Source organism: Burkholderia sp. AU33423 (assembly GCF_002223135.1).
Lineage (GTDB): Bacteria > Pseudomonadota > Gammaproteobacteria > Burkholderiales > Burkholderiaceae > Burkholderia > Burkholderia lata_D.
This window is the reverse complement of sequence record NZ_NKFH01000010.1, coordinates 323,505-349,274: the sequence shown is the minus strand read 5'-3', so window position 1 is coordinate 349,274 and position 25,770 is coordinate 323,505. Positions and strand designations below refer to the sequence as shown.

At 67.6% G+C, this 25,770-nt stretch carries 21 protein-coding genes; 14 read left to right on the top strand and 7 right to left on the bottom strand.

What is annotated here, in order from left to right; genetic code table 11:
- Nucleotides 1-407: 407 nt before the first annotated feature.
- Entirely contained in the window at nucleotides 408-1,667 is a 1,260-nt protein-coding gene (locus CFB50_RS36850) for a tetratricopeptide repeat protein (RefSeq protein ID WP_089449299.1), read from the top strand.
- A gap of 81 nt (nucleotides 1,668-1,748) precedes the next feature.
- Here the strand turns inward: CFB50_RS36850 and CFB50_RS36845 are convergent, their stop codons facing one another.
- Nucleotides 1,749-2,663, bottom strand: a complete 915-nt coding sequence (locus CFB50_RS36845; protein WP_089449298.1) for an alpha/beta hydrolase family protein — start codon at nucleotides 2,661-2,663, stop codon at nucleotides 1,749-1,751.
- A 137-nt stretch (nucleotides 2,664-2,800) separates the two neighbouring features.
- Complete coding sequence (locus tag CFB50_RS36840; RefSeq protein ID WP_235986697.1) at nucleotides 2,801-5,044, bottom strand: TonB-dependent siderophore receptor; 2,244 nt, start codon at nucleotides 5,042-5,044, stop codon at nucleotides 2,801-2,803.
- Between the two features lie 302 nt (nucleotides 5,045-5,346).
- On the opposite strand from CFB50_RS36840, the gene CFB50_RS36835 reads away from it, so the two are divergent.
- Nucleotides 5,347-6,054, top strand: a complete 708-nt coding sequence (locus CFB50_RS36835; protein ID WP_069250170.1) for a FadR/GntR family transcriptional regulator — start codon at nucleotides 5,347-5,349, stop codon at nucleotides 6,052-6,054.
- 24 nt (nucleotides 6,055-6,078) lie between these two features.
- On the opposite strand, the gene CFB50_RS36830 is transcribed toward CFB50_RS36835, so the two are convergent.
- The 4 genes from CFB50_RS36830 to CFB50_RS36815 form a co-directional block, all read right to left on the bottom strand.
- Entirely contained in the window at nucleotides 6,079-7,101 is a 1,023-nt protein-coding gene (locus tag CFB50_RS36830; RefSeq protein WP_089449296.1) for a methyltransferase, read from the bottom strand.
- Nucleotides 7,102-7,178: 77 nt separating this feature from the next.
- Nucleotides 7,179-8,279: a 3-dehydroquinate synthase II family protein gene (locus CFB50_RS36825; protein WP_089449295.1), complete on the bottom strand. Its 1,101-nt coding sequence runs from the start codon at nucleotides 8,277-8,279 to the stop codon at nucleotides 7,179-7,181.
- Nucleotides 8,280-8,328: 49 nt separating this feature from the next.
- Nucleotides 8,329-9,393: a 3-dehydroquinate synthase II family protein gene (locus tag CFB50_RS36820; protein ID WP_089449294.1), complete on the bottom strand. Its 1,065-nt coding sequence runs from the start codon at nucleotides 9,391-9,393 to the stop codon at nucleotides 8,329-8,331.
- A 52-nt stretch (nucleotides 9,394-9,445) separates the two neighbouring features.
- Nucleotides 9,446-10,246, bottom strand: a complete 801-nt coding sequence (locus tag CFB50_RS36815; RefSeq protein WP_083266007.1) for a 2-amino-3,7-dideoxy-D-threo-hept-6-ulosonate synthase — start codon at nucleotides 10,244-10,246, stop codon at nucleotides 9,446-9,448.
- 285 nt (nucleotides 10,247-10,531) lie between these two features.
- Between CFB50_RS36815 and CFB50_RS36810 the strand changes: the two genes are divergently transcribed.
- From CFB50_RS36810 to CFB50_RS36765, 10 genes are all read left to right on the top strand, one after another.
- Nucleotides 10,532-11,578: an LLM class flavin-dependent oxidoreductase gene (locus CFB50_RS36810; protein ID WP_256979413.1), complete on the top strand. Its 1,047-nt coding sequence runs from the start codon at nucleotides 10,532-10,534 to the stop codon at nucleotides 11,576-11,578.
- 40 nt (nucleotides 11,579-11,618) lie between these two features.
- A complete protein-coding gene (locus CFB50_RS36805; RefSeq protein WP_089449292.1) occupies nucleotides 11,619-12,845 on the top strand; it encodes an FAD-dependent monooxygenase in 1,227 nt (408 codons plus the stop codon).
- Between the two features lie 66 nt (nucleotides 12,846-12,911).
- On the top strand, nucleotides 12,912-13,439 hold the full coding sequence (locus CFB50_RS36800) for a flavin reductase family protein (protein ID WP_069250164.1): 528 nt from the start codon (nucleotides 12,912-12,914) through the stop codon (nucleotides 13,437-13,439).
- Nucleotides 13,440-13,561: 122 nt separating this feature from the next.
- Nucleotides 13,562-14,485 carry a LysR family transcriptional regulator gene (locus CFB50_RS36795; protein WP_069250163.1) on the top strand — a complete coding sequence of 308 codons (924 nt, stop codon included), beginning with the start codon at nucleotides 13,562-13,564 and terminating at the stop codon, nucleotides 14,483-14,485.
- A gap of 100 nt (nucleotides 14,486-14,585) precedes the next feature.
- Entirely contained in the window at nucleotides 14,586-16,688 is a 2,103-nt protein-coding gene (locus CFB50_RS36790; protein ID WP_089449291.1) for an FUSC family protein, read from the top strand.
- On the top strand, nucleotides 16,678-16,872 hold the full coding sequence (locus CFB50_RS36785) for a DUF1656 domain-containing protein (RefSeq protein WP_089449290.1): 195 nt from the start codon (nucleotides 16,678-16,680) through the stop codon (nucleotides 16,870-16,872). Before CFB50_RS36790 ends, CFB50_RS36785 begins: the two co-directional genes overlap by 11 nt.
- Nucleotides 16,873-16,896: 24 nt before the next feature.
- A complete protein-coding gene (locus tag CFB50_RS36780) occupies nucleotides 16,897-17,811 on the top strand; it encodes a biotin/lipoyl-binding protein (protein WP_069250160.1) in 915 nt (304 codons plus the stop codon).
- A gap of 11 nt (nucleotides 17,812-17,822) precedes the next feature.
- On the top strand, nucleotides 17,823-19,298 hold the full coding sequence (locus CFB50_RS36775) for an efflux transporter outer membrane subunit (RefSeq protein WP_089449556.1): 1,476 nt from the start codon (nucleotides 17,823-17,825) through the stop codon (nucleotides 19,296-19,298).
- 58 nt (nucleotides 19,299-19,356) lie between these two features.
- Complete coding sequence (locus CFB50_RS36770) at nucleotides 19,357-19,797, top strand: hypothetical protein (protein WP_089449289.1); 441 nt, start codon at nucleotides 19,357-19,359, stop codon at nucleotides 19,795-19,797.
- A complete protein-coding gene (locus CFB50_RS36765) occupies nucleotides 19,769-20,593 on the top strand; it encodes a hypothetical protein (protein ID WP_144020757.1) in 825 nt (274 codons plus the stop codon). The genes CFB50_RS36770 and CFB50_RS36765 overlap by 29 nt, the downstream gene beginning before the upstream one ends.
- Before the next feature lie 171 nt (nucleotides 20,594-20,764).
- Here CFB50_RS36765 and CFB50_RS36760 read toward each other — a convergent pair whose 3' ends face one another.
- The gene (locus CFB50_RS36760) at nucleotides 20,765-22,033 is read right to left on the bottom strand and encodes an IS256 family transposase (RefSeq protein ID WP_089445088.1); all 1,269 of its coding nucleotides are present in this window, start codon (nucleotides 22,031-22,033) and stop codon (nucleotides 20,765-20,767) included.
- A 1,007-nt stretch (nucleotides 22,034-23,040) separates the two neighbouring features.
- Here CFB50_RS36760 and CFB50_RS36755 point away from each other — a divergent pair.
- Nucleotides 23,041-24,180: an ATP-binding protein gene (locus CFB50_RS36755; RefSeq protein ID WP_089449287.1), complete on the top strand. Its 1,140-nt coding sequence runs from the start codon at nucleotides 23,041-23,043 to the stop codon at nucleotides 24,178-24,180.
- Nucleotides 24,181-24,608: 428 nt separating this feature from the next.
- Nucleotides 24,609-25,766 (top strand): efflux RND transporter periplasmic adaptor subunit, encoded by a 1,158-nt coding sequence (locus tag CFB50_RS36750; protein WP_089449286.1) that lies wholly within the window; start codon nucleotides 24,609-24,611, stop codon nucleotides 25,764-25,766.
- The last annotated feature ends 4 nt before the right edge of the window (nucleotides 25,767-25,770 follow it).

Sequence of the window (25,770 nt, the reverse complement as noted above, 5' to 3'; positions counted from 1 at the left end):
AACACAACCTCGATTTTCATCGCGTGAACAGGCTCCATCACGCGGATTATCGCCTTTGACGATTCCGGGACGCGTTGTCCGTGAATACCCACTGGCCGCTTTCCGCCACCCGCCCTTGGATTGCCGATCATCGATCTGCAACGCCGTGACGGCCGTCATTCTTTTGACTTTCATTGACAACGCCACACTCGATCTCGGGATACTGTCTGCCCGTCGAGTGCGTCGCGGCGAAACCAACCGGAACCAGAATTCATAGCCATCCGTGACCGAGAGTGATCGATCGATATATCCGCCTCCGTCGCCGGCTAAACGGGTAATCTTTCTCACGTCAGCGGTCGGAACAAACCCACCGGCAACACGTACGTGCACTGCATACAAACTACACGCTCAAAAATGCGAACCGACGCATGAACCGACCGCTCCTGTCCATTCTTCTGGCAACGTTGTTGACTTCCACCTTCGTAACCGGTGCATCGGCCAGTCCGTCCGCCGAGTTGACGATCCCCGACACCGTGCCGCCACCGTCGTCGGTCGACTCGACGAACGCACAACGGACATCCGTCACGCTCGCTCAACTTGGACGGGCCGCGTTCAAGGATCGAAATTACCCACTCGCCATCAACTATTACACCGCCGCACTGGACGCCTACCCGCTTCTTGATGCGTTCCTTGGCCGAAACGTTGTATACAGCACGATTCACGAGCGAGAAAAATCCGCAGATGACGCAGTCGCCGCAGCAACAATCATAAAAAATACCGGCACCAGCTATAAATTTGCGACAAACCTCTATCATCTTGCCGGCCTGAATTACAAAATCTCGGAAAAATATGACAATGCGATAATCGCTTTTACAGAGGCGATTAAACTGGATCCATCCGATCCTGGAATCTATGAATCCAGAGCGAGTGCCTACAAGCAAAAACTGGATTTCGAGCATGCCCTCGCAGATCTGGAAAAAGCGATGAACCTCGACCCGAAGAGCGTTGAGATAAAGGATAGTTATGCGATGGCATTTGCGGACATGGGATTATACCAAGTTGCGATAGACAAGCTGAATGCGTCGCTCGCGGCGGACAACAGCTCGTCAACCACTTATATGAACCTCGGGCAAGTGTCCCTGTCGATGGGAAAATATGACGACGCCCGCCGCTACCTGGAAAAATCGTTGCAACTCGATTCGCAAAACTGGGATGCCGTGCAAAACGACATCAAGTTGAATTTCTATACAAAGCGCTACGCAACTGCATCGCGTGGTGTTGACAGATGGCTGGAGAACAACAGGGAATCAAGCAGTTCTCAATCCGTGGAATACATACTCATCTGGAAGCATCTGATATCGCAACGACAGAAAATAGACGACCGGGAAAGCCTGGAAAGCGAAACATCGAAATTGCAGGATCAGACTGCCTGGCCCCGTCCGATCATTGATTTTTTCCTCTCGAAAATAAGCGCAGCCCAACTCAGGCAAGCGACGGCCAATGGCAACGCGGATTCACTCAAAATACGCCAATGTGAAGCCGAAACCTATATTGGTGAGATGAATCTGGCAAGCGGCAAAACAGATGACGCAGCGAAAAATTTCGAAACTGCCGTCGCGCTGTGCCCGACATCCTGGGAAGAATACGAATTGTCCAGATTCGAACTAAAATCGATCAACGCCAATTGATCGATACGAGTAGCCCGTTATCGGGAAAGTCGGGGGCTCGTACGGATCGGCAACGAGCGTTGCAAAAGTCCGTTGGTGCCCCTACTTCACCGCCACCAGCGGCCCAACAAACGCCTCGAAGTGCGGCAACCAGATCGGTATCGCCTCCTTGACCGCAAACATCCCGTGCCCGTTCTTGCCAAACGCCGGCTCGACAACCATCTGCCCGCGCCCACCCGCCCCCTGAAACGCGGCAAACCAGGTCGCCACGACCTCCGGCGCGAAATACTTGTCGTTCTGCACGTAATGCCACAGCACCGGCACCCGCGTCGTGCTCGCGAAATGCCCGATCGTGTCCGCCATCTGCTTCGGATCGCAGGGCATGCCGGGATGAGTCGTCGGGTTCCCCCCACGCCCACCAGAAAAGTTCACCACCGCAACCACCCCTTGCGGCGCGTAGCTCGCCGCCGCCAGCGAAGCAAAACCACCCGCCGATTGCCCGACCAGCACGACGCGGTTTCGATCCACCTGCGGCAACGTCTGCGCATACCGCACGGCCGCGAGCACATCGCGCGCGGCCTGCTGGCCGGCAGCGAGGTAATCGGGATGCCGGCACGAACCCGCATCCTCTGCATCGACCCCGCCTGTCGCCCCGTACCCGCGGCGGATCGGCACGATGACCGCGAAGCCGAGCTTTACGAACGTCCGGATCTGCGGCAACGCGCGATAGCGGCGCACCTTCGGCCGGTCGCGCGGATCGGGCGGGCTGCCGTGGCTCAGCACGATCAGCGGAAAGGGTCCGGGGCCGTCCGGCATGTAGGTAGTGGCGACGATGTCCCGCGTGCTCGCCCCCTCGTCGACCGGAACCTTGACGACGGTTTCATGCAGATCGGGGGCGATGGACGTATCGTCAGCCGACGTCGCCGCACAGCCGACGACGGAAGCGACCAACGCGCCCGAGATGAGCACCCGGCACAAGCGGATGGCGATCCGGTTTCGACGAACGACGACGCTCATGGGTGATCTCTCCACGAATCCGCAGCCGACGGCCCACGCTGCCGCGACGCATACGGCGAAGGCGTCAGTGTATCCGGGCGGCAGCGCGGTCGGGAAAGCCGCTCACGCGCAGCCCCGGCGTCGCGATCGTCTCCCCGTCACCACCGATAACTGACATCCCCCGTCACCATCAGCCGCGTGCCATAGAAACACCCGCCCGCCGAAAAACACGACGACACATAAGTCCGGTCGAACAGGTTGTTCACATGCGCCGCAACGCGCCACCCCTTCCATGCAGGCCGCTCGACACCCAAGTCATACGACAGCCCGAGATCAAACAGCACGACAGCCGGCACATCGAACGTATTGACGTTATCGCCCGCGCTGCGCCCGACATAACGCACACCGCCACCGACCCTCAACCCGCGCAACCCCGGCCGCTCCACCGCATAGTCCAGCCAGAGCGACGCGAGATGGCGCGGCACCGCCGCCACGCGCTTGCCGACCACGGTCGGATCCGTATCGGCCTGCACCGTCGTATCGAGATACGTGTACGCGGCAATCACATCCAGTTGCTTCCATACACGCGTACGCCCTTCCAGCTCGATCCCGCGCGATCGCACCTCCCCCGTCTGCACACTGAAGAACGGATGCTCGGGATCGGCAGTCAGGACATTGCGCTGGCGAATATCAAACGCCGCGATCGACGCGTTCTGCAGCCGATCCGGCGACTGATAACGCAACCCGACCTCGAACTGCTTCGCCTTCGTCGGCGTGAACGGCTGACCGTCGAAACGCGTGCCGAGCGCCGGCTCGAATGAAGTCGAATAGCTCATGTACGGCGCAAAGCCGCTATCGAACAGATAGACCGCCCCCGCGCGCCCGGTGAACGCACGCGTACTCTGCCGCACGCTCGCGGATCGCAGCAGGTCGTCGGTCGTCGTGCGCGACCACTCCTCCCGCCCGCCGAGCGTGAACACCCACCGATCCCAGCGCACCTGATCCTGCAGATAGACGCCGATCCGGTCAGGCGTCTGCCGCGTCTGCTGCGCCACCGGCGGCACCGCAAACGGCTGCCCGTAATCGGGCGCACGCGTATCGAGCGGCGGTGCCGCGCCGAAGCCCGAGCCGACGAGATTCGCCACCGCGTGCTCATACGACAGCCCGGCCAGCACCGTATGCTCAACCGGCCCCGTCATTACACGCATCTCGGCCTGGTTGTCGAGCGCGAGATGGTTCACGTGCTCGCGCGACCACGACAGCGAACGGTTGAGCACGCCCGGCGCCAGATAAGGCGCGACGAAATTGACCGCTGCGCCCGCGAAGTCGACATCGAGATGCGTATAGCGCACGTTCTGCCGGACCTTCCACGTCGAGTTGAAACGATGCTCGAACGCATAGCCGATCATCGCCTGCGTGCGGTCGTACGTGTCGAAACCGGGCAGCCCCGGATAGAAGTGCGTCGGTATCCGCCTTCCCGAATCCGGCCAAAGCGTGCCGACGGCCGGCAGCCAGCCCGCGAAGTTGTTGTGCGGATCGCGCTGGAACGACCCCAGCAGCGTGAAACTCGTATCGGCATTCGGCTGCCACGTCAGCGACGGTGCGACGACGATCCGTTGCTGCCGCGAATAATCGATCTGCTCGTCGACACGGCGCGCGAGGCCGTCGATCCGGTAGCGCCACGTGCCGTCCTGCGTCACGGGTCCGCTGAAGTCGAACGCCAGCTGCCCGCGATCGCGGTTGCCGGTCTGCACGGCGAGCAGGTGCTGCGCATCGCGCGTCGGCCGCTTGCTGACCATGTCGACGATGCCGCCGGGGCTCGCCTGCCCGTACAGCACCGACGCCGGGCCGCGCAGCACGTCGATGCGTTCGAGCGTCCACGGATCGACGACGCTCGCGGCCCAGTTCACGCCTTTCGGCAGCGGCAGGCCGTCGAGCATCTGCGGATTGATCGCCGCCGCCGCGAAGCCGCCGAAGCCGCGCAGGAACACGCTCTCGAGTACACCGCCGGGGCGCGAGTCCGCGTAGGCGCCCGGCGTGTAGCGCAGGCTGTCGCCGACGCTGTGCACGTCCTGCCGGTCCATCTGTTCGCGCGTGACGACCGACAGGCCCTGCGGCACCTCGACGATCGCCGTGTCGGTCTTGGTGCCCGCGCGCGACACATCGGCCGCGATCCCTTGCACGGGGCCGACGCCCGTCTCGCGCCGCCCGTCGACGACGATCGGCGCGAGCATCGGCGCATTCGCGGGCTCGCCCGCGTCCGGCGTATCGGGCGCCGCAGCGGCAACCGGCATCGCGACCGTGCAGGCCAGTGCGGCCGCCCAGCCCGGCACGCGTCGCCACGCCGCGCGCGGCAACGGAAGTCCTGGCCGCGCACGGCGGCCGGTGTGTGATCGATTCATCTCGGGTTATCCGGAAAGCGGAGACGGACGTCGGCGGATACGCCGCGCCCTCGAGTCGGAAGAAGGGCCGCTCGTGCAACGGCGACCTCGACTGAACAGCGAATGGGAATCATTTACGTCGACGCAACGCCGGTAAATGCCGGCGGAAGCAATCAACGAGTGCACGGCACGCAACGGTCGGCCGCAGGTTTATTCGTCTGACGTTAACAAAATGTCACGTTTGAATATCGTTATCCTGAACGACCAAACGAATGATCGGATGATAGGATAGCGACACCCTAAAGCTTCAAGCGAAACCCGCAATGTCAAGCCTGCCCCCGGCCATCCGACACTCGCTCGTCGATTCGGCGATCGATATCCTCAAATCCAATATCACTTCCGGCATCTGGCGCGTCGGTCAGCGCATTCCGACCGAGCTCGATCTCGCGAAGCAGCTCGAAGTCGGGCGCAACACGGTGCGCGAGGCGGTTCGCACGCTCGCGTATTCCGGCGTGCTCGAAGTGCGCCAGGGCGACGGCACCTACGTGCGCCGCAATGTCGATCCGGCCGAGACGATGCGCGACGTCGATCGCGCCGCGCGCAGCGACCACCTCGAACTGCAGTGCATGCTCGAAACGGAATGCGCGCGCTACGCGGCGCGCCGGCGCACCGACGAGGATCTCGCGACGCTGCGCAAGCTGCTGAAGGCGCGTGGCGAGCGCGAAGCGTCGCGCGACGTGAAGAAGTTCGTCGAGCGCGACCGCGCGTTTCACATCGCCGTGGCCGCCGCATCACACAATCACGCACTCGAAGCGCTGTATCGCTACTTCTCGGGCTCGATCCTCGCGAACGTCGAGGACATCCTCGTCGAACTCGACGAGGCCGAGATCCCCGAGCCGGACATGCGGGCGCACCAGGCGGTGCTCGACGCGATCGAACAGCGCGACGAGAACAAGGCCGTTCGCGCGACGCTCGCGATCCTCAAGCCGCAAATGACCTGGCTCGAAACCCGCGAGACGCCCGCCGCCTGACGCACCCGGCGCACCCGGCGTGCGCTACGCGGCGACGGCCTCGATCACGTCGATCTGCCCGTCCGGCGCGGAGCGGACGCCGGCGGGCCGCCAGCCGGCGGCTTCGAGCAACGCATCGTATTCGTCCCGCGTGCGCTCGCGGCCGCTGCCCCAGCACATCATGTGGATGTCGTAGAGCTTCGAGAAATGCGCGACGCCCGGCGCCGGCACGACCCGTTCGATCACGAACACGCGCGCGCCGTCCCGGGCGCTTTCGCGTGCCCGCTTGAGGATCGCCACGCACTCGTCGTCGTTCCAGTCGTGCAGGATCAGCTTCAGCAGGTAGACATCGGCCGCCGGCACCGCGTCGAACATGTTGCCGCCCGCCTTGCTGCAGCGTGCGCTCACGCCCATCCGCTGCGCCCAGTCATCCGCATCGCCGTCGATCACTTCGGGCAGGTCGAACACGACGCCGGTCAGCGACGGGAATCGCCGCAGCAGACTGCACAGCATGTGCCCCTGGCCGCCGCCGATGTCGCACGCATGCGTGCCCGGCGCGAACGTGATGTCGCGCAGCGCATCGACCACCTGTTCCGACTGCACGGTCGAGAAGCTCGACATCGCGCGCTTGAAATCGGTCCGGTAGCGTTCGTGGTCCTTGGCATAGTCGAATGCCATCGCGCCGAACTCGCGGACGAAGCCGTTCTGCTGCCCCTCGCGCACCATGTCGGGCAGGTGCGCCCAGATCGCGTAATGCTCGGGCCCTTCCTGCAGCAGCACGAAATCGCGCAGCGTGCTCGGGGTGTCCGCATGCAGCAGCGCCCCCGACGCGGTGGCCCGGAAGCCGCGGCGCGTATCCTCGTCGAGCAGGCCGAGCGACGCGAGCGCGCGCAGCAGCCGGTACAGCAGCGGCTCGTCGACGTCGAGCTTCGCCGCGAGCGCGGCCGACGACACCGGCGCGTCGGTCGTGACCGCATCGAACACGCCGAGCCGCGTGCCCGCATACAGGATCCGGCTGCGCCACCGTCCGAACAGCGTATCCAGCACCTGTTTTGCCGCATTTTCCATAAAGCACTCCTGAACATGTACCGACCGCGCCGGCACGTGACGCACCGGGCGATCGCATCGTCAATGAAGCATGCGGATCACTGCTCGTGCAGGAATTCCCGGATCGGATAGCCGACGTGGCGCTGCGCATCGAGCGTGTAGCCGAGGATGCGGTCGCCGCGCTTGAGCTCCGTGATGTTGTGCACGCTGCCTTTCGGCCCCAGCACGCGCACGTGCCAGTCGTCCTGCGCGATGATGTTGATCGCGCGATTGGCGGCATTCTTCGCCTCGATCAGCAGCAGCGGCCGTGTCTCGACCTTCGCGCGCCCGACCACGACGCGGCGCGCCTTGCCCTGCACGTTGACGGCGAGGATCTCCGCACCCGATTCGAGCTCGGCGAGATAGCGCGTGCGGTTGTCCGGCGCAACGACGTACGAATGGAGCGCGGCCGCGTTCACGCGAAACGGGCGCGTCGGCATGTACGGCAGCGGGTGCGTCTCACTGCTGATGAGGATCATGCCGGTCGAATACGAGCCGACGAGGATGCCCTCGTCCTGCTCGAAGCGCGAGCAGGTGTCGACGCATACCCGTTCGCCCGGCCCGAGGTGCGTGAGCCCGACGATCTCGATTTCCTCGAGCTGCAGATCCTCGACCGTGTCGCTGCAGATCGACACGAGCTGCGTCGCCTGCCCGACCTGCGTCGGCGTGAGCAGCACACCTTCGGGGCCGCGCTGCAGCACGTTCAGCGTCACCTCCGCATCCTCCAGGTCGGCGACGACCGTGATCAGCTCGCCTGTCGCCTGATCGGCAGCGGCCAGCAGGATCTCGAGCGGGATCTTGCTCGGGTCCTGCAGGAATTCGACGAGCAGCCACGGCGTCGTGGTCGACAGCTCGCATGCGCGCGCGAGCGTCGCCTCGCCCGTCACCTCGATGAACACGCCGAGTTCGACGCCGTCCGGCACCGCGAAATCGACCGGCAGGCCATCCTTCACGAGGATGATCTGCACCTGCTCTAGTAGCGCGGCATCGGCCGGCTGCCGATCGACGACCGCGACCTTGCACGCGCTCGGCGGCAGCCGCCCGGCCTGCTCCACATCCTTCACGACGAATGCGGACACGCCGACATGCAGCGCTTCCTCGGTGATCTCGTCCGCGAGCTCGCCGATGTTGCGCAGGTCAATCCAGGAAAGCTTCTTCAAGGCCAATCTCCTTCGAAGGGGATAACGCAGGTTGAATGACAGGATGAAACTAGCGGCTGACGGAAACGACCGAACGCGACGCGGCGGCCCTCATCCGGCAATCCACCCAGCCGGCGCCCGGTTCGTAGCCGGCAAGCCGGACGCCGGGCGCGACATCGGCGAGACCGACGCGCGCGCCGTCGTCGGTCCGGAACCGTATTGCGCGGTCGCCGCGCATCACGACGCGCGTGCTCGCGCCGGAGGCGCTGCGCGCGTGCAGCGCGACGAGCGGCGCGGATTCGATCCGCACGCGGCCGACCACGATCGCACGCGTGTCGCCCGCGGCGCCGACCGTCAGGATCCGCTCGCCGGAACGCAGCAGCGAAAGCTGGCGCGCGCGGTCGCCGCCGCAGAACACGAACGATTCGGCCGAGCCCGCGTCGATGCCGAACGTGAGCGGCCGGCCCGGCGGGTGTGCGGCACCGGCCGCGACGACGAGCAGCATGCTGGTCGCGCTCGCGCCGGCCAGCACGCACTCTTCGCCGTCCAGCTGCGAACAGCCGTCGATCACCGCATGCAGCCCGACGCCGAGCGGCTCCACGCGCTGCACCTCGAATGTTTTCAGCTTCAGCGGCTCGCGCGCGCGCAGCTCGCCGCACACGGCCAGCACGCTGCGCAACGCGGCGGCATCGCGCGGTGCGAACGCAATGTCGACCGGCGACTGCGCATGCTTGCGCGTGAGGTAGGCCGCGCCGTGCGGATCGGCCAGCGACACGACAATGCGGCACGCGGCCTCGCGGACACCCGCGAGCAGGCGCTCGAGCGGGACCGTGGTCGCGAGCGCGTAGTCGATCAGGACGAGCGCGTGCCGCGCGATCGCGGTGCGCGCGGCGTCGAAATCGGCCGCGCCGTCGATCCTCACGCGAACGCCTGCGAGCGGCGCATGCAGGTCGTCGACCAGCGTGGCGACGCCCGGCGTCGATACGGACAGTTGCGCCGCCGCGCCAGGCGCACACGTGTCGCGCCCGGCCTCGGCCACCACGAAGCGGCACGCGCCGGCCCTCGCTGCGTCGGCCGCGACGGTGCCTGCCTGCGCGCCGAGCGCGCGCAGGTCGATCCACGGATAGCGATGCATGGAAACCCTCGATGGTCGGAAGAAACCGGGCGCGACGGCCCGGCGCACCTGATCAGGCGGCCAGGGGCGCGGCGCGCCGCTCGACGCCGTGCACGGCATCGGACAGGCGGCGGATCAGCGGTGCGGCCTTCGGCGCGGCGAACACGTTGCGACCGGCTGCGATGCCGAGCGCACCCGCGTTCATCACGCGCGACGTGAACGCGACGAACTCGTCTTCCGGCAGCTTCGCGCCGCCCGCGACCAGCACCGGCAGCGACGAGCCGGCGATGATGTCGGCCATGCTCGCGGCGTCGCCGCTGTAGGGCAGCTTGACGATGTCGGCGCCGAGATCCGCCGCGACGTTCGCCGCGTGCGCAATCAGTTCGGTTTGCGGACGATCGCCGAGGCCCGGGCCGCGCGGATAGATCATCGCGAGCAGCGGCAACGACCAGCGCGCGCACTCGGTCGCGATGCGGCTCAGGTCGAGCAGTTGCTGGTTTTCCGTCTTCGAGCCGAGATTCACGTGCACGCTGACCGCGTCCGCGCCGCTCGCCAGCGCATCCTCGACGCTCGCGAACAGCGTCTTCGCGTTCACGTCCTCCGCATAGCGCGTGCAGCCGTTCAGGTGCACGACGAGCGCGAGATCGCTCAGCACGTCGGGAGACAGGAAGCGTGCGCGGCCGCGATGCACGACGATCGCGTCGCCGCCGTGCGCGGCGATGTCGCCCACCAGTTGCCGCAACTGCTGCGGATGGGCGATGGGCCCGTCCGCGAGCGAATGGTCGAGCGGCACCATCAGACACTTGCCCGACGCGGCACGCACCACCCGCCGCATCCTGAGCGCCTTGCCAGAAACCGATAGAAGAGCATTCATCCTTGATTCCTCGCCAGAAATGGAGAGGCCGGCCCGTGCGACTTCAGCCTGCCCCCGGGGTGCCCGCTTGCGGGCGGAACTGGAGCAACAACCGAGCAACGCTTGCGGCAAATCTTGCATCGTGTAAGACTTGCATAGACCCAATCATCCTATGATTGGATCATCCTTGCAAGTACATTGCGAGCGACCTGTTTCCCGACCGGGGGACGCATTCGACGCGGCATCGGTTCCCCCTTTGCAGACAACGGCAGCACATCAACCTGTGAGGTGTCTATGAAGTTCGGCGTGTCCTTTTTGCCCGATACCGGCCCGGCCGACCGCCCGGCGGCCGACTACTATGCGAACGCGCTGAAGCTCAGCGCGCTGGGGGACCGGCTCGGCTACACGTACGTGAAGATGACCGAGCACTACCTGAAGTCGTATGGCGGCTACAGCCCGTCGCCGCTGATGTTCCTCGCGGCCGCGGCCGCGCAGACGCAATCGATCCGCCTGATGACGGGCGGCATCCAGGCGTCGTTCCATCATCCGATCCAGCTCGCGGCCGAGGCCGCACAGCTCGACGCGATCTCGAACGGGCGGCTCGAACTGGGCTTCGCGCGCGCCTTCCTGCCGTACGAATTCGATGCGTTCGGCATCGATCTCGATTCGAGCAAGGCGCGCTTCCAGCAGACGATCGACGCGACGGTGCGCCTGCTTGCCGAAGAATCGGTCAGCGAGGACACGCCGTTCTTCCGCTACCGCGACGTGCAATCGCTGCCGCGCCCGACGCAGCAGCCACGCCCGCCGGTCTGGGTCGCCGCGCTGCTCACGCCGTCCAGCTTCGAGTGGATCGGCGAACGCGGCTTCAACCTGCTGATGGCCGCGCCGCCGCGCAAGGACGCGCTCGCGAAGACGCAGGACATGGTGGCGCTTTATCGCGAGACGTTCGAGCGCCATCACGGCCACACCGGCCGCCGGCCGCAGGTCGCGATCAGCATCCCGCTGATGATCGGCACGTCGGACGCGCACGCGCTGGCGCTCGCGGAGCCGCGCCTGCGTCATCACTGGCGTTATTTCGCGGAAGCCGCGAAGTCGTGGGAGCAGGTGCAGTCGTCGGCCTACCAGGGCTACAACGAGGCGATGAAGAACAAGATGGGCGGCATGGACACGGCCGACCTCGACGCGACCGCCGTGCTCGGCACGCCCGATACCGTGCGCCAGCGCATTCGCGCACTGGAAGCCGATCTCGGGCTCGACGCGATCCTGTGGCACATCGACTATGGCGCGCAGCCGTACGAGCTGATGAGCAACAACCTGGAGGTGTTCGCCCGCGACGTGCTGCCGGGACTATGACGCCATGCCGATCCCTTCCGGACCCACGGCGGATTCGCCCATGACACCCTCCCTGTCACTCGACACGATCGTCGTCGGCGCCGGCATCGGCGGCCTGGCCGCCGCGCTCGCGCTGCGCCGCGCCGGCCATCGGGTCACCGTCCTCGAGCAAAGCCGGGCGTTCCGCGAAGTCGGCGCGGGGCTGCAGGTCGTGCCGAACGCCACGCGCGCGCTGCGTGCGCTCGGCGTGCTCGACCGGCAGCGGCTGGCCGCCGTCGCCCCGACCGCGACGATCCGCCGCCGCTGGCAGGACGGCAGCCTGCTCGGTTCCTTCCCGCTCGGTGACGACGTCGAGGCCGCCTTCAACGCACCGTACTGGAACGCGCATCGCGCCGACCTGCATGCCGCGCTGCTCGACGCCGTGCGCGACCCGTACACGGCCGGCCCGCCCGTCGCCGTGCTCGGCGGCATCGCGGTGCGCGGGCTCGACGCGTGCGGGCCGGACGGCGCGACGCTCGTCGATGCGGCGGGCACGCGCTGGCGCGCGGATCTCGTCGTCGCGGCCGACGGCATTCACTCGACGCTGCGCCATGCGCTGCTCGGCGACGACGCGCCGCACTACAGCGGCGACGACGCGTATCGCGCGCTGATCGACGTCGACGCGATCGATCCGCACTCGCCCGTGTTCGACATCGTCAAGGAGCCGCAGGTGACGATCTGGCTCGGGCCCGGCCGGCACGCGATCCATTACTGGGTGCGCGATCGACGGCTGCTGAACCTCGTCGTGATCGTGCCCGGCGACGGCAGCACGCGCGAATCGTGGAGCAGCAAGGGCGACCGCGCGACGCTTGAGGCCGAGCTCGACGGCTGGGACCCGCGCCTCGTCGGGCTGATCCGCTGCGCGTCGGACCTGAGCCGCTGGTCGCTGCACGACCGCCAGCCGCTCACGCGCTGGGTGTGGGACACCGTATGCCTGCTCGGCGACGCGTGCCATCCGATGCTGCCGTACCAGTCGCAGGGCGCCGCGCAGGCGCTCGAGGACGCAGTGGTGCTCGGCCGGTGCGTGACGGGGCTCGCGTCGAAGGAAGCCCTCGGCGCCGCGCTGGTCGAGTACCAGCGCTTGCGAATCGATCGCAGCGCGCGGATCCAGCTCGCGTCGGCCGGCAACGGCGGCGTGTTCCACTTGCCCGACGGCCCCGAGCAACAGGCGCGCGACGCCGAGCTCAAGTCGCGCCGCGCCGACTTCAAGTCCTACCACTGGACCTGGGCCGACGCGTACCAGCTTTGACGCCCGCCCCGGTGCCGTGTGGCGCTAGCCGCGCGGCACCGGGGCTCCTCGTGACAGGACCGCATCATGATGAACACCGTGGACATTGCGCAGCAACTGAAACAGGCGATGCGCGGCGTGGCCGCCACCGTCACGATCGTCACGACCGGCGGCGACGGCGTGGCAGCCGCCCCGTGCGCGCTGACCGCCAGCTCGTTCACCTCCGTCGCGCTCGATCCGCCGACCGTGCTGGTGTGCATCAACCGGCGCGCCAGCATTCACGCGTCGATCACCGGCCGCCGGCGCTTCTGCGTGAACGCGCTGCGCAGCTGCCACGTGCCGCTCGCCCTCGCGTGCAGCACGACGGGCTCCGATACGCGTTTCGCGCACGACGCGTGGCGCACCGACGCGGCGACCGGCCTGCCCTACCTCGAGAACGCGCAGACGTCGTTCTTCTGCGACACGCTCGAACAGGTCGAAGTGGGCTCGCATTCGATCCTGGTCGGACGGGTCACGCGCGTCGCGATGTCCGACGACGTGAACCCGCTGATGTACGTGAACGGCGCGTTCGCCGCCGTCCGCTCGCTGCCGCCCGATGCCGGTACCAGCCAATGACACCCCGATGCGTGCGTCATACGTGATGCCGCGCGCAATCGTTGCGTGCGCTGCAGTCACGCTGCGCGCGCGTATCCCGCACTACCATTGCGCCGCATGCACGCGATGACACGGAGAAGCCGATGGCACCCGACCTGAACCTGCTGATTTCACTCGACGCGCTGCTCGAAGAGGGTAGCGTCGTCGGCGCCGCACGCCGCATGAACCTCAGCCCGCCCGCGATGAGCCGCACGCTCGCGCGCATCCGCGAAACGGTCGGTGATCCGATCTTCGTGCAGGCCGGCCGCAAGATGGTGCCGACGCCGCGCGCGCTCGAACTGCGCGGCGTCGTCCGCGAAACCGTGGAGCGCGCGTCGCAATTGCTCGCCCCGTCCGCGGAAATCGATCTCGGCACGCTCGACAAGCAGTTCAACGTGCGCGCCAACGACATCTTCGTCGGCCTCCATAGCAGCCGCCTGCTCGAGGAGATGGCGCGCGGGATGCCGCGCGCGATGCTGCGCTTCATGCCCGAGGAAGACGACATCGATGACGACGCGCTGCGCAGCGGCCGCATCGACCTGTTCATCAGTGCGTCGCGCCGCCTGGGGCCGGAGATTCGCGTGCAACCGCTGTTCACGACGACCTTCGTCGGCCTCGCGCGCGACGACCACCCGATCTTCGACGACGACATCACGCCCGAGCGCTTCGCGCGCTGGCCGCATGTCGGCGTCTCGCGGCGCGGCAAGTCGGCGGGCCCGATCGACGACGCGCTCGCCGCTCGCGGCCTCGCGCGGCATGTGCTGCTCGTCGTACCGACCCCGTACGCGGCGATCTTCACGCTGCAGGCGTCGGACCTGATCCTGCCGCTGCCCGAGCATCTCGCGCGCGGCGCGGTGCGGGCCGGGCTCGGCGTGCGCGCGTTCGAACTGCCGGTGCCGCTCGAAACCGTGCTGATCACGCAGGCGTGGCATCCGCGCTTCCAGAGCGACCCCGCGCACCAGTGGCTGCGGCGTGTCGTGCGCGGGCTGTGCACCGGCCAGCCGGCGCTGCATCCGGCGCACGCATGACGCATGCGTCGTACGCACTCGTCGAGTGCAAAGACGTCACTGTTCCGCATGCATCGCTCGACCGTAGACTGGCTTCGTCCTTTCTCATGGAGCAAGCGCAGTGCATGACGCAGCCGATCAGACCCGCGCCGTCGCGGCGCCGCCCCGCCGCCTGAATCGCGCGGCCGCGGCGCTGATCGCGCGCATCGACATCTTCACGCCGCGCGGCGCGTATGTCGCGCGCTCGGTCATCGCCGCCGCGCTCGCGCTCGGCGTCGCGTACCTGCTCGAACTGGAAACGCCCTACTCGGCGGCGTCGACGGTGCTGCTCGTGATCAATCCCGTGCAGGGCGCGGTGATCGGCAAGGGCGTGTGGCGCGTGGTCGGCACGATCGCGGGGATGGTCGTCGCGTTCGTGCTGATGGGCTGCTTCGCACAGCAGCCGCTGCTGTTCATCCTCGGCTTCGCGTTCTGGCTCGGCGTCTGCGTTGCCGGCATGACGCTGCTGCGACACTTCCGCGCGTCGGGCACCGTGGTGGCCGGCTACACGATCGGCCTCGCGACCTACGGCGCGATGCAGCATCCCGAGCTGACCTTCGAGCACGTGATCGGGCGCGGCTCGACGGTCGCGATCGGCGTGCTGTGCCTGAGCCTCGTGTCGATGCTGCTCGGCACGCGCGACGTGCACGCGAAACTCGAAGCGCTGGTGACGCGCGTCACGGCCGACGTCGCGCGGGTCATCGCCGCGCAGCGCAACGGCCTCGCGGCGGCGCCCGCCGACGACAAGCGACATGCGCTGTTCGCCGGCATCTACGGCATCGACGATCTGCTCGCGCTCGGCAAGGCCGAATCGGAGGATCTCGCGCAGCGCGCGGCCGCCGTGCGGCACGGGATGGTGTCGCTGTTCGGCGCGCTCGCGGGCGGCACGCCGCCGCTGCCGGCCGACAGCCCCGGCGCGCAAGCGGTCGCGTCGCTGCAGCCGCGTCTCGCGGCCGCGTGGCAGGCCGCCGCCGACGCGTTGGGTGAAGGCCCCGGCGGTGGGGCGCACGCGCTTGCGCTGCTGGCCGATGCGCGCGAACGCCTCCGTGTCGCGCTCGACGGTATCGCGCTAGGCGATCCGCGCGACGAAGCGGCGTTATTGATCGCCGGCGAGCGACTGATCGAACAGATCGACGACTATTGCGCGGCGCTCGACGGCCTCGTCGAATTGCAGCGCCCGCGCCCGGGCTACCGGCCCGCACGAGTGCGCTTTTACCGCGACACGGGCGCGGCCCTGCGCAACGGCGTGCGCTCGGCCTGCGCGATCGCGATCTCCGGTGCGTTCTGGCTCGCCACCGGCTGGAACCAGGGCGACATGATGCTGCTCGTCGTCGCGCCGTACTGCGCGCTGCTCGCGACCGCCGGCAACCCGGCCGCTGGCGCGCAGGCGTTCATCAAGGGCACGGTGCTGGCCGTGCCGGCCGCGTTCGTGTGCGCGTTCGGCATCCTGCCGCGCATCGAAGGCTTTCCGCTGCTCGTCGTCGCGCTCGCACTGTTCTGGATGCCGGGCATCTATGCGACGAGCGTGCCGAAGACCGCGCTCGCGGGGCTCGCGTATCTCGTCGCGTTCAACACGCTGACCAGCGCGACCAATCCGTTCCGCCCCGACGTCGCGTTGTTCCTGAACCAGTCGGTCGCGTGGGTGCTCGCCACCTTCCTCACGCTGCTCACGTTCCGGTTGATCCTGCCGCGCAACCTGGCCACCGACGCCACGCGGCTACACCGCATGATCCGCGACGACACGCTCGCGCTCATGGCCGGCAAGCGCGTCACGGCGGCGGGCTGGCAGCAGCGCCAGCAGCACCGCATCGCGCAGCTCGGCGCGCTGCTCGCGGGCCAGCCGGCCGCGATGACGCAGGCGAGCATCGAGGCACTCGCGGCGCTGCACGTCGGCAAGGAGTTGCTACGGATTCGTCGCGGCATCGCACGCGACGGCCTGCCCGACATCGCGCAGCGCCGCGTACGCGCCGGGCTCGCCGGCCTCGCGCGGCACGCGACCGCCCCGGCGCGTGCGGCCCGGCATGCACGGCGCGCCGCGCACGCGCTCGCCGGCCTCGCCGCCGCGCAGCCGGGCAACACCGAACTGAAGTGGGTGATGGCCGCGTTCGCCGACGTGTACGTGCTGCTGCACACCTACGCCGCCTATTTCACCGCCGTTCCGGAGCGCGCCCGCGATGCTCAGTGAATTCCCGCTGGCCGGCATCTACCTGCCGCCCTTTTTCGTCTATGCGTGCGCAACCGTGCCGCTCTACATGGCCGTGCGCGCGCTGCTCGCCCGGCTCGGCGTGCTGCGCCGCGTGTGGCATCCGGCGCTGTTCGAGTTCGCGATTTCGCTCGTGCTGGTCGCCACGCTGACCCTCTATTTCTAGCCTTCCGTCGGAACGTATCGCGTCATGTCGCTCAAACCCCTCACCCGAACCCTGCTGACACTCGCCACGGTGGCCGTCGCGATCGTGCTGGTCGCCGCGCTCTGGCATGCGTACGTCCTCGCGCCGTGGACGCGCGACGCGCGTGTCAGCGCGCACGTCGTGCGGATCGCGCCCGAAGTGTCGGGCACCGTCGTCGACGTCGCGGTGGTCGACAACCAGCGCGTCGCGAAAGGCGACGTGCTGTACCGGATCGATCCGCAACGCTTCGCGCTGGCGGTGGAACAGGCCGAAGCGCAGGTCGCCGCGACCGCCGAGTCGATGCGCCAGAAGCGCGACGAAGCGCAGCGGCGCACCGGCCTCGACGATCTCGTGCCGCGCGAGGACATCCAGCGCTCGAGCCGCGCGGTGTCGATCGCGCAGGCCGAGCACCGCAAGGCGCTGGCCGCGCTCGACGTCGCGAAGCTCGACCTCGAGCGCACGACGCTGCGCTCGCCGGTCGACGGCTACGTGACGCAGCTGCGCCTGCGTCATGGCGACTACGCGGTCGAAGGCAAGCCCGGGATCTCGGTGCTCGACGCGCACAGCTTCTGGATCACCGGCTATTTCGAGGAAACCAAGCTGCGCCGCATCGCGACGGGTGCGCCCGCAACGATCCGGCTGATGGGCTTCGATCCGCTGCTGAGCGGGCACGTGACGAGCATCGGCCGCGGCATCGCGGACGAGAACGGCACGCTCGACGAACTCGGCCTGCCGGCCGTCAATCCGACCTTCAGCTGGGTGCGGCTCGCGCAGCGCATTCCGGTGCGCATCGAGATCGACCGGGTGCCCGCCGGCGTGCTGCTGGCGGCAGGCATGACGTGCAGCGTCGAAGTGGGCGAACGCGGGCGCGAACGCACGCCGCGCGGCCGGCTCGCGTCGTGGCTGCACGCGTGGATGTGAAGGGGGCGACGATGCGATGCCCGCTTCCTCCACTGCGTGCGACACGCTACGCGCGCACCGTCATCGCGGCCTGCACGTGTGCGCTGGCCGCATGCACGACGGTCGGCCCCGATTACGTGGCGCCGCAACCCACGCATCCCCCTGGCTGGATCGCGTCGCGCGACACGGTGGCCGCCGATCCCGCGCAGTTGCAGGACTGGTGGCGCACGTTCGGTGACGCGCAGCTCGATGCGCTGGTCGAACAAGCGATCGCGCGCAACCAGGATCTCGCGATCGCGCGCCAGCGGTTGCTACAGGCGCGCGCCGAACGCGCCCAGATCGCGAGCAGCCTCGGCCCGACCGTGACGGCGGGCGGGAACGCCGATGCGATCCGTTCGTCGCGGGCGCTCGACTGGCCGCCCGGCATCGGCCAGTCGCGCACCTACCGGCTCGGCTTCGATGCGTCGTGGGAACTCGACCTGTTCGGCGGCACGCGACGCGCGGTCGAATCGGCCGATGCGCAGATCGATGCGCTCGACGATGATCGCCACGCGATCCTCGTGAGCCTGCTGGCCGAACTCGCGTCGGATTACGCGGAACTGCGCGCGACCCAGGAGCGGCTGCGGATCGCGACGGACAACGTCGCGAGCCTCGACGCCACGCTGCGGCTGACCGAGCAGTCGAACCGGCGCGGCCTCGGCACGTCGTTCGCGGTCGCGCAGGCGCGGGCCGAGTTGCAGCTCGCGCAGGCGACGTTGCCGCCGCTGCATCAGGACGTCGCGCGGCTCGCGCATGCGATCGGCGTGCTCGTCGGCGGTTTTCCGGAAACGCTGCGCGACACGCTGAGCGCGCCCGGCGCGACGCTGCCGGTCGCGCCCGCGCTGCCCGTCACGTTGCCGTCGGACGTGATCCGCGAGCGCCCCGACATCCGCGCCGCCGAACGGCGGCTGGCCGCCGCGACCGCGCAGATCGGCGTCGCGCGCGCCGAGCAGTTTCCGCATTTCGCGATTCCGTTGAGCCTCGGCACGACGGCGAGCCTCGTGCAGGACCTGTTCTCGGGCGCGAGCGTCGCATGGTCGGTCGCGCTCGACGGCACGCAGACGCTGTATGACGGCGGCCGCGCGAAAGCCGGCGTCGACGCCGCACGCGCGGCCGCCGAAGCCGCGCGGCTCGCGTACGAGCAGCGCATCCGCGGCGCGTTTCGCGATGTCGAGGACGCGCTGGTGGCGATCGGCGCCGCGCGCGACCAGCAGGCCATGCTCGCCGCGGCCGTCGACAGCAGCCAGGATGCGCAGTCGCGCGCGACGCGGCTGTACCGCAACGGCCTCGGCGAATACCTGTCGGTGCTGACGGCGCAGCGCGCGACGTACCGCGCTCGCGATGCGCTCGCACTCAGCCGGCTCGCGCAGGTGCAAGGCGCGATCGCGCTCTACAAGTCGCTCGGCGTCGGCTGGCGCGACGCGCCGCCGGTCGCGCAGGCCGGCGCGCCGCCAGCGAACGCGCATTGATTGACGCCGCACGGCTACCCCGACGCTTCGGCGTCGCTCATCCACCGGAGACATCCCGATGCCCGCTCTCAATCCGAATGATTTCGCGTTACACGACATCCATCTCTTTCCGGTCTGCGTGTTTCGCGCCGAACACGCGACGCCGGGCTATGCGCTCCGCTGGGAAGGCGAGATCGACACGCTGATGCGCCACGGCGAGCCGTTCGTGATCGTCTACGTCGAACTCGATACCGACGAGAGCCACGACGACCGCAAGCATCGCGCGGTCTGGCTCAAGCAGAACAAGGCGGCGCTGGGCGCCGTCTGCAAGGCGCTCGTCAGCGTCGAACCCGATCCCGGCCGGCGCGCGGAAGTGGCCGCGCAGGGTGAAGTCGCCGTCAAGGCATTCGGGATTCCGCATCATGCGGTGGCGTCGTTCGAGCAAGCCGTCTCGCTCGCCGCGCGGCTCACGCGGCAACCTTCGGGGAAGGATGCACGGCAGGCAGGACAACCGGCATGACGCGGCCGGTGCGCCACGCCACGTTGAATTCACCCCCGACACGAGGGCCGGCATGCGCTATCCCACCCTGACGATCACCGGCTCGCACACGCTGGCGTCATGTCCATCGCGGCTCCCCGATCCCGGCGAAATCCTGTTGTGGCGGCTGCGCGGCGAATGGCAGCTCGTCACCAGCGAGCGCGGCTATCTCTACCTGTCGAAGACGGAACTGCGGCGTGCCCGCACGCATCCGAATCGCGTGCACGGCCGCCGCTTCGCGATCGGCCGGTCGGCGCTGCGCGCGATCCTGGGGACGCTGGCCGGCCGCGCGGCCGACGAGCTGACGCTGATCGACCGCGATGCCAACCATATCGCAGTCGCGGGCTGCGACTTGCTGGACGGGCTCGACGTCGTCGTCGGTCATGCAGGGATCTGGATCGTCATCGCGATCGCGCGTGGCCCGATCGGGCTGGGCATGGCGCAGACCAGCGCGCTCGCCGATCCGGTATCGCGCGACCAGCTTCGGCTGGACAGCCTCTCGAATGCGTGCGGAAACGGACACGGCGCGACGCTCGATTCGCTGGCGCCGCTCGCGCGGGCATTCCGCGAGGTCGATACGCCGCATGCCGGCCACTGGCGCCTGCTCGATATCCCGCTTTCCGGCCTGGCCTGCGCGGCCACCGTGGCCGCTCGCCGGATGGACCGCATTCACGCGGTGGGCTGGCGCGGCGAGCGGAAAGACTGGCTGGCCGATCGCGATCGGTATCTGCGGGCGGCGAAGGTGCGGGGTGAGGCTGCCTCGGTCGAGGCCGGATAGACCAGGTCGACATCCTCGCGTCGCATGCTTGCGCCACTCCCGTTGTCGACATCGTCGATGGCAGCCGTTCATGGGACCGCACAAAGGTTGTCGGTTATGGGAGCGGGCGGCGTGGAGCAAGGTGCCGGTGGACGTGTCAGGAATTTCGTGTGCTGAGGCCGGTTAAAAATCTCAGCTGATGGCGGAGGTGAATCGCTCGCCGAACAGAATGGCGAACTGATTGACTGCTTGCCGCCAGGTGATAGGCGGCATCTTCCAATCCTTTTCGATGTTGCGCAAGGCAAGAAACAGCAGTTTGCTGGCGGCTTCGTCGCTCGGGAAGTGGCCGCGATTCTTTACGATCTTGCGCAACTGCATGTGCATGCTCTCGATGGCGTTGGTCGTATATACGATTCGACGCACCTCGGGCGGATAGGCGAAGAAGGGTATTACCTGCTCCCATTGGCGCTGCCACATGGCCGCGACGGTGGGGAATTTGCGGCCCCACTCGCTTTGCGCAAAGGCATCCAGCGCCGCTGCCGCCGCCTCGGCCGTGGCGGCCTGGTAGATCGGCTTGATCGCGGCGGCCAATGGCTTGCGGTCCTTCCAGCTCGCCAGATTCAGCGAATTGCGGATCAGATGCACGATGCAGGTCTGGATCTGGGCGGCCGGATAGACCGCCTCGATCGCTTCGGGAAAGCCGCGCAAACCGTCGACCACCGCGATCAGGATGTCGTGCAAACCGCGGTTCTTCAGCTCGTTGAAGACCTTCAGCCAGAACTTGGCGCCTTCGGTTTGCTCGATCCACAAACCCAGTACTTCCTTGCGGCCGTCGGCGCGGATGCCCAGCGCCAGATAGACCGCTTTGTTCTTGACCGTGCCTTCGTCGCGTATCTTCAGTCGCAGCGCGTCAAAGTACACGATCGGATACATGGCCTCGAGCGGGCGTTGCTGCCATTGCTCGACGTCGGCCAGCACCTCGTCGGTGACTGTCGAAATTAGGTCGGGCGACACCTGCAGTCCGTACAGTTCCAGCAGATGGCCCTGAATCTCGCGCACGCTCATGCCGCGCGCATACATGCTGATGACGTGGTCGTCGAAGCCAGGCAGCCGGCGTTGATACTTGCCGACCAATTGCGGCTCGAACGTCGCCTGCCGATCGCGCGGAATATCCAGCTTCAGCTCGCCGTTGGGCGTCAGGACCGTCTTGGGGCTGGTGCCGTTGCGGTGGTTGCCGGCCTTGCCTTGCTCGGCCTCGGCTTCGAGATGGTGGCTCAACTCGGCTGCAAGCATGCGCTCGGCCAGCTGCTTCTTGAGCTGGCCGGCCAGGCCCGATTCGCCCAGGATCGACTCGGCGTCCTTGCTCTGTACCTGGGCAAGCAGTTGATCGATTAGCTCATCGGGGAACAGCTTCGGCGCCTTCGGGTTCTTGCTCTTCTTGGTCACTGTTACATCGGTCATAGGACGTTATTTCCGTTATCGTCTCATGACCTCGGCACACTAAAAATCTGACAGGCTCGTGCCGGTTCAATGTGCATACCGCGCATGCCCGTGATCGATGCCCGGCCGCGCCTCCATGTTGCCGTCGATCCGTTGTCCGGCGACCATCGCGCCCGTTTGCACGCGCTTGCCCGTACGCCCCGGCAATTGCAGACTCGATCACATCGTCCGCCACCGCAACACGCGGATGACGGCGGTCTCGCTTGCATTCGCCCAGACTTCGCGTTCCTGAACGAATCCCGGAACGAAGACGACCGCAAAGAACCGCGCGGCGATCGTCTCCAGGAGACGTCCACGCCATTCATTCCTTTGTGGGATGACGGGCGACCGCCATCGCCCTGAAGCACCCCAGCGGGACTTCCGACCATTCCCGTCCGCTTTGCATACCGTGGGCGACAGCCCCTATGCCGAGGCGGCGGCAACCCTCGTGGCGTCGTCTCCGCCTGTATGCATCGGCGCAAGCGGGTTGAGCACCAACAGCCGAATTGCCATTCCGGCGATGTCGGACCCTGCGTCCCCCCTATACCGACGCGTACCGCGCGACGACATCACCACCGCACACCTTCCGGTGCATGCCGACCCGTCGTGTCATCGGGTAGCTCGTTTCGTGCGGTAACATTGCGACTCGATGGAGCACCAGCAGAATCCAAAGCGGACACCATGCCTCAAGAATCCATACTGTCCCGCACTAATCGAGCTGTTCGGCCGCAGTCTCTGCCGGCCGGGAGCGATCCCGTTGACACAAGCCGGACCTTTTCCGGTCCTGGGCCACATGGCACCTCCGGCATCCGTGCCACCGGAACCCTCGACGCACCGACGCACGCCGCGACCTTCCGCACCGCTTCGGCCGGCCCTGATCGGCCCGCCGCTCACCCGCCCCGATCATCCTTCTCCCCCGACACCACGGCAATCACGCCACGCAACCTTCCCGTCGTGAATCGACGCAACGCCACGCTTGGGAGCACGAAATGAAACTCAGTGGTCTGGGCCGCAAGATTGCGGTGTCGATGGCGGAGCTGGCGCTCGGCATCATGCTGATCGTCGTGCTGATGACCTATGTGTTCTACTACGTGATGCTCCGGCACTGGGGCGAGTTCTGCCACCAGGCAAGCTGGATTCCGTCCACCCCCGAGTGGATATGCCTGGGCATCACGCTCCTGATCGGCCTGATACTCGCCATTGTCGTGTCGACCCGGCTCGCGCATCGGATCCTGGTGCCGCTCAACTCGGTCGCCGACAGCATTCGTCGCGTCGCCAGGGGCGACCTGACCGCGCGCGCCGTCGCCGGCGATCGATCGATTCGCGAAGCCGCGCTGATCGCGGACGACTTCAATGCGCTCGCCGCCCAGCTGCAGCGCATGACGGACGAGCAGGCATTCTGGAACGCCGCGATCGCGCATGAACTGCGTACGCCGGTCACGGTCCTGCGCGGGCGGTTGCAGGGTCTGGCCGAAGGCGTCTTCCAGCCGGGCGAGGCGCTGTTCCGAAGCCTGTTGACCCAGGCGGAAGGATTGACGCGCCTGATCGAGGATCTCCGCGTGATCAGCCTCGCCGAAAGCGGGCATCTGAGCGTCAGCATCCAGGAGACCGACCTGGCGATGCACGTCAAGGCGGTCGTCGACATGTTCGAGGATTCGCTGGCCGCGGCCGGTCAACACATGGTGCTCGATCTCGATACGCGGCCCGTGCGCTGCGACGCGTTCCGGATGCGCCAGGCGCTGCTCGCCCTGCTGGAAAATGCACGGCGCTATGCGGTGCCCGGTGCGATCCGCATTCACACACGGGTCGAAAACGGGGCGTGCCAGCTGGTGGTCGAAGACGAGGGTCCGGGCATCCCCGCCGATTGCGCGGCCCGGATCTTCGATGCCTTCCGGCGCGTGGACGATACGCATTCCGACCAGAAGGGCGGCAGCGGCCTGGGGCTGGCCGTGGTGGCGGCCATTGCGCAGGCGCACGACGGAGAGGCATCGTGTCGCCCAACCGCGCGCGGCGGCACGTCGTTCGCGTTGCGCTGGCCCGACAGCCCCGCATCGGTGCGCGTGGCCGCGCCGAGCCGGAAGGACCTGCCGTCCACCACGCAGCGCACCGCCGATACCGACCCACGGTAAATCTCCCGGCGAGCGGTCGACGCGCCTTGTGCGCCGGGCCGCCGCCCCGCCTGCTCGCGCCCCCGGCCGCCGCTGCGGCGGAACGGGAGGCGCGGCGGCCCTGATCCATGCCCGCGCCGCCCCCCGCCGAAGCGAACCTCGCAATAGCATTCCCCCGGGCATGCCGACGGCACGCACGGCCACCGGCATTTCATCAGATGATTGCGTCATTCCGGGATGCCCGCGCCGCTCACCCCGCTTCCGGATAGCGCCAGGCCGCCCCGGCGCCCGTCATCTTCCGGCTCGTCCCGCGTCCGGATCGCCCTTCCGCGAATCTTTCACCCCCTCCATCAAACCTCCATCTTTCCGCACAAAAAACTCCATCGGGCGCACGCACACTTCGATCCGAAAATGCGGGCCACTGGGTGCCTGCGTCCCATGGAGTCCACATGAAAAATCAGAAACGAGCCTGCTACGGCGCCGTGTGCGCGCTGGTGGCGGCGATGCTGGCGGGCTGCGGGCCCACCGAACAGCAGGCCGCCGCGCCGGCCACCCCGGTTGCGGCGATGACGCTGGCAGGCGCCCCCCTCGACCTGACCGAAGACCTGCCGGGCCGCGTCGCGGCCGTCCGGATCGCCGAGATCCGGCCGCAGGTCAGCGGCATCGTGCAGCGGCGGCTGTTCGAGCAGGGCACGGAAGTCCGTGCCGGCCAGCCGCTGTTCCAGATCAACCCGGCGCCGTTCAAGGCCGACATGGACACGGCCGCGGCGGCCCTGCAACGCGCGGAAGCCGCGCTCGCGCGGGCCAAGGTGCAGACCACCCGGCTTAAACCGCTGGTCGAGGCCGACGCGATCAGCCGCCAGGTCTACGACGACTCGGTGTCGCAACGCGACCAGGCGGCCGCCGACGTCGCGCAGGCGCGCGCGACGCTCGCACGCCGCCAGCTCGACCTGAAGTTCGCGACCGTCGAGGCGCCGATCACGGGCCGCATCGACCAGGCCCTCGTGACCGAGGGTGCGCTCGTCGCGAGCAGCGACAGCCAGCCGATGGCACGCATCCAGCAGATCGACCAGGTCTATGTGGACGTGCGCCAGCCGGCCGCATCGCTCGAATCGCTGCGCGGCGCGCTCGCGGCCCAGCCGGACACCGCGGGCAACGGGCTGCCGGTCGACGTGCTGCGCGACGACGACTCGCGCTACGACGTGAAGGGCCGCATGCTGTTCTCGGGCGTCAACGTCGACCCGGGCACCGGCGACGTGCTGCTGCGCGTGCTGGTCGACAACCCGAAGCGCGAGCTGCTGCCGGGCATGTACGTGCGTGCCCGCATCCCGCGTGGGCACTTCGAGAACGCACTGACCGTGCCGCAACAGGCGATCGTCCGCGCGGGCGGCAAGCCGCAGGTCTGGGTGCTCGACGCGAAGAGCCAGGCGCACCTGAAAGCCATCGAAGTGGGCGAGCTGACGAACCGCAGCTATCGCGTCAAGTCGGGTCTGCAGGCGGGCCAGAAGGTCGTCGTCGAAGGCATGGAGCGCCTGAGCGACGGCGCGACCGTGACGGCGACCGCATGGAAGGCGCCTGAAGCGGTCAAGACCGCTTCGTCGCACTGAGTCA